The organism is Alteribacter lacisalsi (genome assembly GCF_003226345.1).
Classification (GTDB): Bacteria; Bacillota; Bacilli; order Bacillales; family Salisediminibacteriaceae; genus Alteribacter; species Alteribacter lacisalsi.
Genome location: NZ_PDOF01000001.1, coordinates 621,947 through 635,672, shown reverse-complemented (window position 1 = coordinate 635,672; position 13,726 = coordinate 621,947). Strand labels below are relative to the sequence as shown.

Genomic DNA, 13,726 nt, shown 5'->3' with positions numbered 1-13,726 from the left:
TTAAATCGCATCGTCCTGTTTAGAGATAATTTGTACATTCCACTCCACATTACTTTTCAGAGCAGATTGCGTTACGTTTGATGATCCAATAATAACTTTAAAGTGATCACCATACTCAAATATGTATGCTTTCGTATGAAATCCGGTATTTTGCTGTTCAGTTAAGAAAACCCGAACATCAACACCTGGAAATGTCGTAAGTTTTTCAACAGCTTTAGGCTCTGTAAAATTTAAATAAGTGGACGTAATGACTTGTCCTGTAACTCCTTTGTTGGCCGCTATTTTGAGTGAATCTAGTATAAGCTGTAGCCCGCTGTAATTTATAAATGCGACGCTTATGTAAAAACGATTGCATGTTTCTATCGAACTCGTGAGCTCTTTCCATAGATTTCGTGATCCACTATTAACAATTAACTCCTGATTCGCCACCCTTCATCCCCCCCTTACAACTTCTTCTTTATTTTAACACGTCAAAAACACGCTTTCTGTTTTTTTGTTCTAGCTTTCGGGTACAAGCCACTTACATTACTTATTTGAGGTGATCCCATGAACAAAAAACTCGACTGGAGCAGAGACAACATTCTGGCATATCAGGTGGAGTTTAAGGGCATCATTTCTGAAGTGGAGGAGAAGCTGGCGGAGTTCGGGACGGTGCGGATCTTTGCCCGAATCCCGGAGCTTGTGGGGGCGGAACTTTCCGCTATGGGCGATCGGCTCCGGTTTTAAAGGATCACGACCTGGAGCGGATCGAGAAGTATGCGATCTTAGGCGAGGCAACCGTTGTGGAGATGCTGGCCAAAGGTGCTGACAAACTCACCGGCGCCAACATACGTTACTATGAACTGGAAGAGGATACAGAAGCCAAAAACTGGGTACTCGATTAAAAGGATTGCTTTTTTCAGAAAATCGCGGTAAAGTTTTTGGTGTAAGACACATTAAAACTACTTAAAAGGAGGATGGTTAGAAGATGTTTTCAGTCAGATTGCGTTACCCGGCTTTGAACCAGTAATTTTATACGTTCAAAGGCTCTGCCGGTGAGCGGCGGAGTAAACGGGACCAGTCTGTCCAATTCTAATCATCTTTTATGTATAGACGCACAACGTGTGCAGATGAGGAAAGGCAGCTTCGGCTGTCTTTCTTTTTTTCAGGGTACGTCTGTTTTCAATCACGCTTCTTTCACTGTACATCTGTATGCGGCCTCCGGAATCCGGAGCTGTGTGCTCGTTTACTCCCCCAATCACAGGCAGATTTCTGTGATTTTTTTCATAACGGGAGGAAACGTAATATGGAACAATTGCTGATCAAGTTAACCAAAGTCAAATTGTCATTTCTGGATACGCAGGTACTGGATATTCCGGATTTATCCGTCTACCAGTCCGATCGGATCGGAATCGTCGGGAATAACGGGTCGGGGAAAAGTACCCTGCTCAAATTGCTCGGAGGTCTCATGGAGCCCGATACAGGGCAGATTCTGTGGCACGGGGAGTTCGGATATTTTTCACAGATGGACGCACCTGTTACTGCAGAAGCCGATGGTGCCCTCCTCAGCCGCTTCCACGTGCCGGATGGGTCCCCTCACCTTCTGAGCGGCGGGGAACAGACGAGGCTGAAGCTGGCGTCCCTTTTTTCCGAGTACCGGGAAGGCCTCTTAATTGATGAACCGACAACCCATCTCGATCGTGACGGCATCACCTTTCTGGCCGATGAGCTCCGGTGGTACTACGGTACGCTCGTGCTTGTAAGCCACGACCGCTGGCTGCTCGATGAGCTGGCGACGAAGATCTGGGAAGTGGATGATGGCAGGGTGACGGAATTTGCGGGGAACTACGCCGATTACGAACGGCACAAACAGACGGAGCGTAAACGGCAGGCCGAGCAGCATGAGCAGTATGTGAAAACGCGAAAGCGCCTGCTCGCATCGGCCGGGGAGAAAATGAAGAAAGCCGACAAAATCACCGGTCCCGGCAAGCAGATGAGCAGAAAGGAAACGAAGGCCACCGCCAACCGGATGTTTATGACCAAATCAAAAGGCACAACCCAGAATGCTGCGCATCAGGCGGCCAAAACGATCGAAACCCGTGCCGACAAGCTTGAAAAAGTCGATGCGCCCGAGCAGGAACAGAAACTCCGCTTTCCTGTTGCCACCGCACTTACGATGCACAACCGATTTCCAGTGATGGCAGACCGGCTCACGCTGAAGGCCGACAGCAGGACCCTGCTTAAAAACACGAGCTTTCAGTCCCCCTTCGGACAAACCATTGCCATTACCGGCCCTAACGGATCGGGTAAATCAACTCTTGTGAAGGCGATCCGAAACAGGGATGAGGGAATCATCCTTTCCCCTAAGGCAGTCATTGGTGCATACGAGCAGCTGGCGTACCGGTTTGAGAAGAACGAAATGGTACTTCATTATATGAAAGCCAGAACAGAGGCAGATGAAAGTATGGTCCGGACGATGCTTCACATGATGAATCTGTCGGGGAATGATCTGACCAAAAGTTTGCTGCAGGTAAGCGGCGGAGAAGCGGCACGTCTTGAGCTGTGCCGGCTGTTTATGGGGCAGTACAACGTTCTCATACTCGATGAGCCGACCAACTTTCTTGACCTGCCGTGCATGGAGGCGCTTGAGCAGTTTATAAATGCCTACGAAGGCACGATCCTGCTCGTGTCCCACGACCAGACGCTCGTGGACCGCACTGCAGACTGCGTGTATGAAATCGAAAACCGGATGCTAATAAGAAAAAAATAAGGAGATGATTGTAATGACGATCAAAGAGATTTTAAAAACGGCCGCTGCGAACGGCCTTGCGATAAAAGAAGAATCGGTAAAACTGAACGAATCAGGCCTTGATTTTCAGGTGGCCCACGCAGAGGATGAGTCCGGGGTGAAGTGGATTCTCCGCCTGCCCCGCAGAAGCGATGCGATGAAAAAAACAGTGCTTGAAAAGCAGGTGCTGGACGTGGTGAACCGGCATGTCGGTTTCGAGGCGCCTCAATGGGAGGTTTACACGAACGATCTGATCGCCTACCGGCAGCTGTCCGGGGTGCCGGCGGGGACGATTGATCCTGCGATTCAGAACTACCGCTGGGAGTTCGATTACGAAAACGTGCCGCCTGCTTATTTTTCCTCGCTTGGAAAGGTGCTCGCGGATCTTCACCGGGTGCCGGCTGAAAAGGTGAAAGAGATTTCAGGTCTAAAAGTTCAGACAATCACCGAAGCAAAGGCAGATCTCGCGGAGCGGATGAACGCCGTGAAAGCAGACATCGGTGTTGGCGAGGATCTCTGGAACCGCTGGCAGGCGTGGCTTGCTAATGATGACCTGTGGCCAGAACACACCGCCCTCGTTCACGGCGAAGTCCACGCCGGCCACACGCTCATTGATGGTCACGCCCGGGTGACCGGCCTGATCGACTGGACCGAAGCGGCGATCACCGATGTGAGCCGGGACTTCATGGCACCTCTGATGATCTTCGGGGAAGCCGGCCTGGATCAGGTGATAAAGGGGTATGAGAAAGCCGGCGGGCGCACGTGGCCCCGCATGCGCCGCCACGTGATCGAGCTTCTGAGCACATACGGGCTTGACGTGTATGAATTTGCGAAGGCGTCTGATTCCGAGGAGTATATGGAAATAGCCCGGCAGAGTCTGGGCGTCTCAGAATAAGTGCAGACGAACGACCGTGCCGGGTGAGCCGGCACGGTTTCTTCATATTAATAAGCAGCTTCAAAAGATCATCAGACACCAGGCACTCCCTGTAACCTGGATCCGGGATACATGGCCCAACAACAGGAAATATCTGGTATAATTATCTTATCCACCATTCTGAGTACCGGAGGGGTTTGTGTGAACAGAATCATCGACAACAGAGGCGAGGAACACGAATGGATGCTGATCATTGCCGTCATTGCCTCGATCCTTACCTTCAGTAAAATCAGCAGACTGGAACAATATAAAGATAAACTGAAGGGGACATTTACACCTTACTGATGTATTTATTTTCTGGATGAATCCAAAAACAATCCCCGCCCGGAGCACCCTGGCAGGGATTGTTTTCTGTCCTATACGTTCCTGAAGACACGTTCAGACAGACAGGAGGGGAAGCTCACCTCGTCAGGTGATACGGTGCCGCAGCAGCTGCACGTCCCGCCATTCGTTTTCAAAACGCTCTCTGCCAGGGAGCACCTTTACTTTTTCAAAACCGCATTTTTCGTAGCTTCGGACGGCACGCTCGTTTTCCACCTGGGGATCAATATAGACGGCATCGATCCCCATCCGGTGAAGATGCCGTACAACAAGCCTTAATGCCCGCGTCCCGATTCCCCGATTCCAGAACCGCTTTTCCCCGATAAATAAATCGGTGCCCCAGGCGGCCTCTCCCCCTGGGACGTCATAATCGATTTTTTCCTGTTCCAAAAGCTCATAGTACTGAATGTAGCCGACAGCCTCCCCCTTATATTCCATCATGCAGGGGATCACATAATGCTCTCCCCTCGCCCGGGGCTGGTATTTCTCAACGATCCGGCTGTAGCAAAAGGAAGCGGAAGGACCTTCAATGCATTCGAGCACGGCTGGATTGTTGAGCCACCTGTGCAGCCGCAGATAATCGGCTTCCAGGTCATCCATCCTCCGTACGGTGACAACAGAGTCCCGTAAAATCATATGTAAATCCCCTTTCGGATGCTTGTTTCATCTGCGGCAGATCTCACGCCTGTTTCCTCCTGATCACGAAAAATTGCAGACAGACTGTGACCGCAGCCATAATGAGGCCGCTCACCATGAGCAGGATCGTCAAAAACGCTGTGCCATAAGCCAGGCCTTCCGATCCCTCTGAAGCCGCGATGCCCATCCCGATCATGTAAAAGGGAAAAGGGATGATAACAGCAGCAGCCGCACCCCATCCTGCAGAGCCAAATCGGAGCCGCTGTATCAGGAACACGCTCCAGCTGTGAACAATGATGGAAATCGCTGCGATCAGCATCTGAGATCTCCCCTTCCCTTTTTCGCCTTATTTATTTTAGCATATTTATCCAGTTGCAGTGTGTCGTTTGTTGTCTTCTTTTCTGATGACGGTGTATATTTACTGAAACGCTAAAAAACCGCCTCAACGGAGGCGGTTTTACTGGCGATTATAACAGGTTTTCCCTAAACCGTATCGATTCAGCAAGACTTGATTTGACGGTCACTTTATCAAAGCTCAGTCCCAGCTGAACAGCGGACTGGGCAATTTCCGGACGCATGCCGGAGAGCGTCGTACTGACACCAATCAGTTCAAGGGCGTAAATCATCTGCATCAGCTCGGACGCCACGATCTGGTCAATTTTCACCACACCGGAAAGATCAAGCAGAAGACAGTTCACTCCGAAATCCGCGCACTGCTGCATCGCCTTCTGCATAATGATCTGGGAGCGGTTTGAATCGACCTCCCCTACAATTGGCAGAAGGGCCACGTCTTTACTGAGGCGGATCACAGGCGAGCTCAGGTCATCAATGAGCTTCTGCTGCTCTTCCATCCGTTTTTTTGCATTCCTGGAATGCTGCTCCACGAAGGTGACCGTCACTCTTCTGAACAGACGGTCAACGTGGCTGTACCAGTGCAGCATTTCCTTAATCGAATATTTATCTTTATACTTTTCCGCAAATTCCCCGATCAGACCGAGATGCTGATCCTGTGTACGGTTAAACTCACGTAAAATCAGATGAAGCTGGGTTTCATGGTGCTTATCATCCCCTGCGATCTCTCTGATCCACTTATCCATTCCCGCTTTGAATTCTTCAGTGTCCTGTCTGAAAATTTCAAAGAAACGTTTATGGAACTCGTTGTTCTGCCGTTTCAGGTTCGCAATGACTTCAGGATCCTTTGAAGCATAGACACTGTTGGGGTCTGTTTCTTCCAGCGAGTTGTACCATTCCTCTGTCAGCCGGTCTGCATTCGCCTGTAAAAAAGCATATAAATCTTCATTCTGCGGCATTTTTTCCGCCTCCCACCCGATTCTCTTTCTTGAGCATACAACATCTGTAAGTGTCTGTCGATGCATACGGTCTATGGAGAAAGAAGAAAAAAGGGGCCTGAGTTTTAAAGTATCTTTCCTCCATCACACTGGCATCTTTGCTGTTGTGAAGTACCGCAGGAAGATCCCATCAGATAAATAAACCACACAAGAAACAAACCGATATTACCAGTTATCTCTTCCTCCTAATTTCTCCAGTTACACGACATGCCAGGAGACATAATTTCGGGCATGAGGCGAGCATCCATTTTTTACACTAGTTCTCCCTTACTTCCATATTATAACTGAGGAATATAAATGAAAGTTGGTAGAAAACTTATGTCAATTGTGAATCGTATTGTGAACGGAGGGTTCGAAACAGGCTCTCTCCCACCTTGGGTCGGCGTTAACGCAACGATTGCGTCCATCCCCCACAGTGGTTTCAGGTCCGTCCGGCTGAGCGGTGGAACAACGAACGCTTATGTATTTCAAATTGTAGAAGCAAACCCTGGTGAAAGTTTTGAATTTCTGGTTTCCCTGTCAAAAATCGGCGCGCTGCAAAGCCCGCTGGTTTCACTTACTGTTGCTTTTTATGATGCGGCATTTACATTTTTGGAGTATGGTAATATAACGTCTATTGCACCAGGTACCATACCATCTTCCGAAACAGATACCTGGCTTGAGATTTACCAGACCACCTCTGCCGCCCCTGCTGGTACGACTCAAGCACTGGTGCTTGTGAACAGTCTTCCTCAGGCTAATACGGCAGATATAGTTGCGGATGACGTGGCGCTTCTGTTGGCGGAAGGTGCTCTAGGGCCGACTGGACCTACTGGGCCTACGGGTGCTACTGGAGCAACGGGCGCTACCGGTGCTACGGGTGCCACTGGCGCTACCGGTGTCACGGGACCTACTGGCGCTACGGGCGTTACTGGAGCCACGGGACCTACCGGATCTACAGGGGCTACTGGGGCTACTGGAGCCACGGGTGCCACGGGCGCTACGGGGGTTACCGGTCCTACTGGGGCTACAGGAGCCACGGGCGCCACTGGACCTACGGGTGCTACTGGGGCTACCGGCGCTACTGGCGCTACTGGGGCCACCGGTCCTACTGGAGCTACGGGTGCTACCGGGGCTACAGGTGCCACCGGTCCTACTGGGGCTACAGGTGCAACAGGGGCTACCGGAGCCACGGGTGCCACTGGACCTACGGGTGCTACTGGGGCTACCGGCGCTACTGGCGCTACTGGCGCTACTGGGGCCACCGGTCCTACTGGAGCTACGGGTGCTACCGGGGCTACAGGTGCCACCGGTCCTACTGGGGCTACAGGTGCAACAGGGGCTACCGGAGCCACGGGTGCCACTGGACCTACGGGTGCTACTGGGGCTACCGGCGCTACTGGCGCTACTGGCGCTACTGGGGCCACCGGTCCTACTGGAGCTACGGGTGCTACCGGGGCTACAGGTGCCACCGGTCCTACTGGGGCTACAGGTGCAACAGGGGCTACCGGAGCCACGGGTGCCACTGGACCTACGGGTGCTACTGGGGCTACCGGCGCTACTGGGGCTACCGGCGCTACTGGCGCTACTGGCGCTACTGGGGCCACTGGTCCTACTGGAGCTACGGGTGCTACTGGAGCCACGGGTGCTACGGGTGCCACTGGACCTACAGGTGCAACAGGTGCAACAGGTGCAACAGGTGCAACAGGTGCTACGGGCGCTACCGGCGCCACCGGTCCTACTGGAGCTACGGGCGCTACCGGCGCCACTGGTCCTACTGGAGCTACGGGCGCTACCGGGGCTACGGGTGCCACCGGCGCTACTGGTCCTACTGGAGCCACGGGTGCTACTGGGGCCACGGGCGCTACCGGGGCTACGGGTGCCACCGGCGCTACTGGGGCCACCGGTCCTACTGGAGCAACGGGCGCTACTGGGGCCACTGGTGCTACTGGACCTACCGGTCCAACAGGCCCAACAGCTGAAGAGATTACTATTACAGATGTAGGACCTGATGTAAATTCCCAATTTGATGAACTGAATGTTGCGGAACGAACGCCAGTCCTCGAACTGACATCTGTCTATGGAATCTCAGCTTTAAGAGATCTGATTATCACGACAGGCACAGGATCCGTGACCAACAATACCGTGGAGTACGTTCTTTCAACTGCTGCCAGTGGTGTAGATACAGCAACCCTTGATAGTGTTGAACGCGGCCGATACATGCCGGGTTACGCAGCTCAGGCGGGAATTGCCGTGAGAATCCCTGCAGCTCCAGTAGGAGATCAGGAATTTACCTGGGGCCTGTTTGACAGTGTGAATGGTATCTATTTCGGTCAGAACAATACTGACGGAGTTTATGTCGCTGTCCGCAGAGGTGGCGTTGATACGATTTTCCCACAGAGTACGTGGAACGTTGATCCTCTGGACGGCACCGGCCCAAGCGGCCTGACGCTCGATCTTGCAGCCGGAAATATCTTCAATGTTGATTTCACGTGGTATGGGTACGGCGTGATTGAATGGTCTGTTGTGCTTCAGGACCCTGATACCGATGCACAGATTGTGGTGACTGTTAACAGGTTTAAACCGGAAACACAAACCAGTCTGACAGACCCGAACCTGCCACTAAGGACACAGATTGAGAATAACGGAACAGGCGCACCAGCCGAATTGTTCGTGGGAGGGCGCCAATACAGTATTCTCGGTAAATTCAATCCCGAATTCCGGATCACATCGGAAAGAAGAACTGCCACGGTGGGAACAGCGGGTACTCAGATGATTTCATTCAGGAGAAAGGCAGAGTTCCCGACTGGTTCGGCCCGCCCCAACTCCGTATCCGTAACACTCGAGGGGCTTGATATCACCAACACAGATGATATTTATTATCAGGTCATTGTAGGCGGGGTAACAACCGGGGCATTCCAGAATTTCCCGACTCCAACCACAGCCATTCCAAACGCAGAAACGGCCCTTCAGGTTAACTTCACCGGAACCACACTTACAGGCGGTCAGGTGGTTTTCCAGGGGGTCGGGGCAGGTGCTCAGGGTGCTCAGAACCGTAACCTTTCCACAGCAAACCTTCTATCCTTCCAGCTTCCAGATGATGATACCGTGTCCCTCGTTGTCGGTTCAATTACCGGCTCAGCAACGGTAACAGCTGTGTTCAGGGTGACTGAAGAATGGTAAGGACTGCTGAAAGAAAGGAGAGTATGTTATGACCATCATTCGTAATGTAGGACCGAACGTGTCCTCCCAGTTCGATGAGCTGATGACGTCCCAGCGCACACCAGTCGTAGAATTACAGTCTGTTTACGGCCTGTCTGCCCTTAGAGATGTGGTCACTGTAACTGGGGGAGGCACGGTGACGAACAATACTGTTGAATTCAATCTCAGTGTCTCCGGAGCAGCAGGTGACTCGGCGACTCTGGACAGCGCAGAGCGGGGCCGCTATATGCCCGGTTATGCTGGGCAGGCCGGAATCGGTGTCCGTATCCCTCAGGAGCCCGGTCCAGATCAGCTTTTTCGCTGGGGACTTTTTGACAACCAGAATGGCGCTTTTTTTCAGCTGAGTGAAACCGAACTCGCCGTTGTGATCAGACGCGCCGGTGTGGATACGATTATTCCCCAGGCAGCCTGGAATGGAGATGCGCTGGACGGAAGTGGAAACAGTACCCTTACACTAGAGGTTGAAAATGGAAACATCTTTCAAATCAATTTCACATGGTACGGGTACGGCGTCATTGAATTCAACGTTGTCCTGGAGGATCCTGATACAGGGGCACAGCAAACGATTACGGTCCACCGTTTTAAGCCAGAAGGTGAAACGAGTTTCGTTGATCCAAACCTCCCTCTAAGGGGGCAGGTGATTAACGATGGTGCATCCACTCCGGCAACTATGTTTGTTGCCGGCCGTCAGTACAGCATCATCGGGAAATTTAATCCGGAGTTCCGGATCACCTCCGACAGGAGAATCGCGACAGTATCAACTGCAGGTCAGCCGGTTATCGCTTTTCAGCGAAAACCGGTATTCCCTGCCGGATCGGGTAGAGCAAATTCTGTCAGGATCACGCTGGAGGGCGTAGATATTATTACGAACCAGCAGGCTTTCTTTCAAGTCCTTGTTGGCGGGACGCTGAACACTGCCTTTGGGAATTTCCCCACTGCCAACACGTCCATTCCCGACGATGAAACAGCCCTGCTCGTGAACAACACGGCAACAACACTCACCGGAGGAGAAGTCGTCTTCCAGGGTGTCCTTGCAGCCGGTGGCCCCGGTGGGACACGTAACCTTGCGCAGGCAAACCTGCTTGATTTTGAGCTTCCGGATGACGACATCGTTACTCTCGTTGTAGGAGGACAAACGGCTTCTGCCAATATTGTCGCTGTATTCCGTGTAAACGAAGAATGGTAGAAGAAAAAGCATGAGTCCTTAATATAGGGCTTCATGCTTTTTTTAATGCAGGTCATTCAATCACTACATTTCCCTGCAGATCAAATTTATCAAGCGTCATCCCGAATGTTCCGGCAGTTGCATTGTAGCCCACCGGATAATCAGGAAATACGACATCTCCTGGACGCTGACCAAATCCGTTGGGAAAAATGAACGTGTTGTCGTACACCTGGATCTGACCATCTGCCGGGATGTTTGTGCCGCCTCCCCCTCCTGCAAAATAAACAGCTAGTCGATCGTCGAATATGTTTGTAATTGTGTTGTTCTGAATCAGGAGCGTATCAATCTGGCTGTAATCAGGCCGTGTCTGCAGGATGATGGAACTCCCTGACCGGTTTTGGTGGTCAACGTCATTATCTTCAATATATAAGCTGGTTGGGCCATCTACAAAATTGTATAAATTCACGAACTGGGTAAAGCTGGTCATTGTATTTTCAGTAATAGAAATATCTCCTGATATAAAATAAGAGGCCAGATCTGGTTCAATCACTATGGCTCCAACACTGGTTACGCCTCCCTGAAAGTCATTCCCGTTGATGAGGGTCGTCCCGCCCAGCATCTGGAGACGCAGACTCTGGGTCGCCGCATTATGAATGATGGTATTATTCTGCAAAGTGAGGTCTTCAATAAACCCATACAAACTGCGGACTGTCCCTTCAATAATGGAATCTGTAATGGATATATTGCTGTAGAGATTGGTAGTAGTTCTTAAAGGAATGTTAATGACAGCATTGTTTGCAGTAAGAGTTCTTGCACTGTTTAGATGGATACTTTCCACAGATACATCATCCGCCTGAATATGCAGCGCATTTTGGGTGCTCGGTCCCACGAAATTAACCTGCGGCAAATTGTCTACTTCATCCTCTACCCCTACCAGATTCATTGAATCCGTTATCAGCAACTGACCTGTAACCGTATAGGTTCCTGCCAGCACAAATACATTTCCTCCCGTGTCGACAGCCTCAATCCCTTCCTGGATCGTCCCATAGGGATTTGACCTGCTTCCATCACCACCCACCGCTCCAGCTTCAACCCAGATGTTTTCCGGGTCAACTACGGTGAAAACAGCGTAATTGAGTGCCTGCTGCACCTGTGTTTCCGAGCTGTATCCGTAGTCCGGCCGGTTCGTGATCAGAAAAAAGGCCACATTGTCTTTTGCACCTTCACTAAGTTCATTATAATCTGTCAAATCAAGCCCTAAAGCAGGGTCTTCTATAGCTGCACGCATTTCTGCATCTGTCGCAGCTTCATTCACTGTCTGGAGTGGAACAGAGATTTCCGGCCGTTCACAAATTTTCACCAGCTGCACAGAAGCATTGATACTAAGCTGGGAACCACCAGTGTTTGCAGGCAAAGTAACTGTATCAGGACTCGTATGATTACGCAGTGTGAGGACATCTCCGGCATCAACCACTATAATTACAAGACCGGGATTTGGCACGCCCGCAACGTTCACCCCATAAATACTTCCCGCCACCGGCACGCCGTTTACAAATAAGGAAAACTGGTTTGTTTCCTCCCCCAGTGCCCTGTACGCTGCCGAGTATACACCACTTTCCTCGATGATAATTTCACTCGTATTAAAGAAGTGGGTGACCCCTTCCAATGTAGTGCTTCCATTAAATGTAACATCCTCTTCCTGTTCTACAACCTGTAAAATAGTGTTATATACATACCCGTAAGCTGACGCCAGATCTCCTGTGGATCCCGTCGCTCCTGTGGCCCCCGTTGCTCCTGTTGCTCCCGTTGCCCCCGTCGCTCCTGTTGCCCCCGTTGCTCCCGTTGCCCCTGCCGATCCTGTTGCTCCTGTTGCTCCCGTTACTCCTGTCGCTCCTGTTGCTCCTGTTGCTCCCGTTGCCCCTGTCGCTCCTGTCGCTCCCGTGCTCCCCGTTGCTCCTGTGGCCCCTGTTGGCCCGGTCGATCCCGTCGCACCAGTGGCTCCCGTTACTCCTGTCGATCCTGTTGCTCCTGTGGTTCCCGTGGCCCCTGTCGCTCCTGTTGCTCCCGTGGCTCCTGTTGCTCCTGTTGACCCCGTCGATCCCGTCGCACCAGTGGCTCCCGTCGCTCCTGTGGCCCCGATCGCTCCCGTGCTCCCCGTTGCTCCTGTGGCCCCCGTGGCCCCTGTTGGCCCGGTCGATCCTGTGGTCCCCGTTGCTCCTGTGGCCCCCGTGGCCCCTGTTGGCCCGGTCGATCCCGTAGCACCAGTGGCTCCCGTTACTCCTGTCGATCCTGTTGCTCCTGTCGATCCTGTGGCCCCCGTTGCTCCTGTTGCTCCCGTTGCCCCCGTCGATCCTGTTGCCCCCGTTGCTCCTGTTGCTCCTGTCGCTCCCGTGCTCCCCGTTGCTCCTGTGGCCCCTGTTGGCCCGGTCGATCCCGTCGCACCAGTGGCTCCCGTTACTCCTGTCGATCCTGTTGCTCCTATGGTTCCCGTTGCCCCTGTCGCTCCTGTTGCTCCCGTGGCTCCTGTGATCCCCGTTGCTCCTGTGATCCCCGTGGCCCCTGTTGGCCCGGTCGCTCCCGTCGCACCAGTGGCTCCTGTCGCTCCTGTCGCTCCTGTGATCCCTGTTGATCCTGTCGCTCCTGTCGCTCCCGTTGCTCCTGTGATCCCTGTTGATCCTGTTGATCCTGTTGCTCCCGTTGCCCCTGTGGCTCCCGTTGCTCCTGTGATCCCTGTTGCTCCTGGCGCTCCCGTTACCCCGGTCGATCCCGTAGCACCCGTGGCTCCTGTCACTCCTGTTGCTCCTGTTGGGCCTGTTGGGCCTGTTGGGCCTGTAATACTACCTCCATTTGCGTTTAGCAATGCCGCATCATCCACAAATATATTAGCTGTTCCCGTCTGTGGAAGACTATTGATCAGGACAAGAGCCTGTTCTGTTCCAACAGGGGCTGCCGACGTTGTCTGATAGACATTAAGCCACGTATCTGCTGCCGAATCAGGGACACTGCCTGCTGTAATGGTAGTAATCAGCCCGTATCCCAGGAATGTAAACGCCCCATCATAAAATGCAACCGTTACGGATGTGAGCGGGTTCGGAAGCGTACCTTCCTTTGAAAGCGACACGAGCAGTTCATAGCTGTTTCCAGGCTCTGCCTCCACATATTGATACACATAGGCGTTAACATTTCCACCCGACAGTCTTACCGAACGGAATCCGGTATGGGGTACATTTGCGATCACACTGTTAATTCCAATCCACGGTGCTAATACGCCTGATTCAAACCCTCCGTTGGAAATTTGATTAATGATTGACATACTATCCCCCCCATCCAGTCTGCTGACCTCAACTGCCATT

Annotated in this window: 12 protein-coding genes; 7 read left to right on the top strand and 5 right to left on the bottom strand. The window is 52.2% G+C overall.

The features are described 5' to 3' along the window. A complete protein-coding gene (locus CR205_RS20055) occupies window positions 1–429 on the bottom strand; it encodes a phospholipase D-like domain-containing protein (RefSeq protein WP_142669848.1) in 429 nt (142 codons plus the stop codon). Window positions 430–546: 117 nt separating this feature from the next. On the opposite strand from CR205_RS20055, the gene CR205_RS03025 reads away from it, so the two are divergent. The 5 genes from CR205_RS03025 to CR205_RS20400 all read left to right on the top strand — a co-directional run bounded on the left by CR205_RS03025 (window position 547) and on the right by CR205_RS20400 (window position 3,986). Further along, complete coding sequence (locus CR205_RS03025; protein ID WP_110516801.1) at window positions 547–726, top strand: hypothetical protein; 180 nt, start codon at window positions 547–549, stop codon at window positions 724–726. 11 nt (window positions 727–737) lie between these two features. After that, window positions 738–884, top strand: coding sequence for a SpoIIAA family protein (locus tag CR205_RS20770; protein WP_110516799.1), 147 nt, complete (start codon window positions 738–740; stop codon window positions 882–884). Window positions 885–1,285: 401 nt separating this feature from the next. Continuing rightward, a complete protein-coding gene (locus CR205_RS03015) occupies window positions 1,286–2,749 on the top strand; it encodes an Msr family ABC-F type ribosomal protection protein (RefSeq protein WP_110516797.1) in 1,464 nt (487 codons plus the stop codon). A 7-nt stretch (window positions 2,750–2,756) separates the two neighbouring features. Further along, a complete protein-coding gene (locus CR205_RS03010) occupies window positions 2,757–3,662 on the top strand; it encodes a macrolide 2'-phosphotransferase (protein WP_110519652.1) in 906 nt (301 codons plus the stop codon). Window positions 3,663–3,842: 180 nt separating this feature from the next. Further along, on the top strand, window positions 3,843–3,986 hold the full coding sequence (locus CR205_RS20400) for a hypothetical protein (RefSeq protein WP_201745341.1): 144 nt from the start codon (window positions 3,843–3,845) through the stop codon (window positions 3,984–3,986). A 123-nt stretch (window positions 3,987–4,109) separates the two neighbouring features. Here CR205_RS20400 and CR205_RS03005 read toward each other — a convergent pair whose 3' ends face one another. From CR205_RS03005 to CR205_RS02995, 3 genes are all read right to left on the bottom strand, one after another. After that, window positions 4,110–4,658 (bottom strand): GNAT family N-acetyltransferase, encoded by a 549-nt coding sequence (locus CR205_RS03005; RefSeq protein ID WP_110516795.1) that lies wholly within the window; start codon window positions 4,656–4,658, stop codon window positions 4,110–4,112. Window positions 4,659–4,701: 43 nt separating this feature from the next. Then, on the bottom strand, window positions 4,702–4,977 hold the full coding sequence (locus CR205_RS03000) for a hypothetical protein (RefSeq protein WP_110516793.1): 276 nt from the start codon (window positions 4,975–4,977) through the stop codon (window positions 4,702–4,704). A gap of 148 nt (window positions 4,978–5,125) precedes the next feature. Continuing rightward, window positions 5,126–5,968 (bottom strand): STAS domain-containing protein, encoded by an 843-nt coding sequence (locus tag CR205_RS02995; RefSeq protein WP_161524650.1) that lies wholly within the window; start codon window positions 5,966–5,968, stop codon window positions 5,126–5,128. 357 nt (window positions 5,969–6,325) lie between these two features. Between CR205_RS02995 and CR205_RS20395 the strand changes: the two genes are divergently transcribed. Beyond that, window positions 6,326–9,169, top strand: coding sequence for an NTTRR-F1 domain (locus CR205_RS20395; RefSeq protein WP_201745364.1), 2,844 nt, complete (start codon window positions 6,326–6,328; stop codon window positions 9,167–9,169). A 28-nt stretch (window positions 9,170–9,197) separates the two neighbouring features. Further along, window positions 9,198–10,394, top strand: coding sequence for a hypothetical protein (locus CR205_RS02985; RefSeq protein WP_110516790.1), 1,197 nt, complete (start codon window positions 9,198–9,200; stop codon window positions 10,392–10,394). A 52-nt stretch (window positions 10,395–10,446) separates the two neighbouring features. On the opposite strand, the gene CR205_RS20390 is transcribed toward CR205_RS02985, so the two are convergent. Beyond that, complete coding sequence (locus tag CR205_RS20390; protein ID WP_201745340.1) at window positions 10,447–13,686, bottom strand: NTTRR-F1 domain; 3,240 nt, start codon at window positions 13,684–13,686, stop codon at window positions 10,447–10,449. Window positions 13,687–13,726 lie beyond the last annotated feature (40 nt).

Excerpts from the sequence above, each read along its gene's own strand:
- CR205_RS03025 (WP_110516801.1), top strand. The coding sequence starts at position 547 with ATGAACAAAAAACTCGACTGGAGCAGAGACAACATTCTGGCATATCAG.
- CR205_RS03015 (WP_110516797.1), top strand. The coding sequence starts at position 1,286 with ATGGAACAATTGCTGATCAAGTTAACCAAAGTCAAATTGTCATTTCTG.
- CR205_RS03005 (WP_110516795.1), bottom strand. The coding sequence starts at position 4,658 with ATGATTTTACGGGACTCTGTTGTCACCGTACGGAGGATGGATGACCTG.
- CR205_RS03000 (WP_110516793.1), bottom strand. The coding sequence starts at position 4,977 with ATGCTGATCGCAGCGATTTCCATCATTGTTCACAGCTGGAGCGTGTTC.
- CR205_RS02995 (WP_161524650.1), bottom strand. The coding sequence starts at position 5,968 with ATGCCGCAGAATGAAGATTTATATGCTTTTTTACAGGCGAATGCAGAC.
- CR205_RS20395 (WP_201745364.1), top strand. The coding sequence starts at position 6,326 with ATGTCAATTGTGAATCGTATTGTGAACGGAGGGTTCGAAACAGGCTCT.
- CR205_RS02985 (WP_110516790.1), top strand. The coding sequence starts at position 9,198 with ATGACCATCATTCGTAATGTAGGACCGAACGTGTCCTCCCAGTTCGAT.
- CR205_RS20390 (WP_201745340.1), bottom strand. The coding sequence starts at position 13,686 with ATGTCAATCATTAATCAAATTTCCAACGGAGGGTTTGAATCAGGCGTA.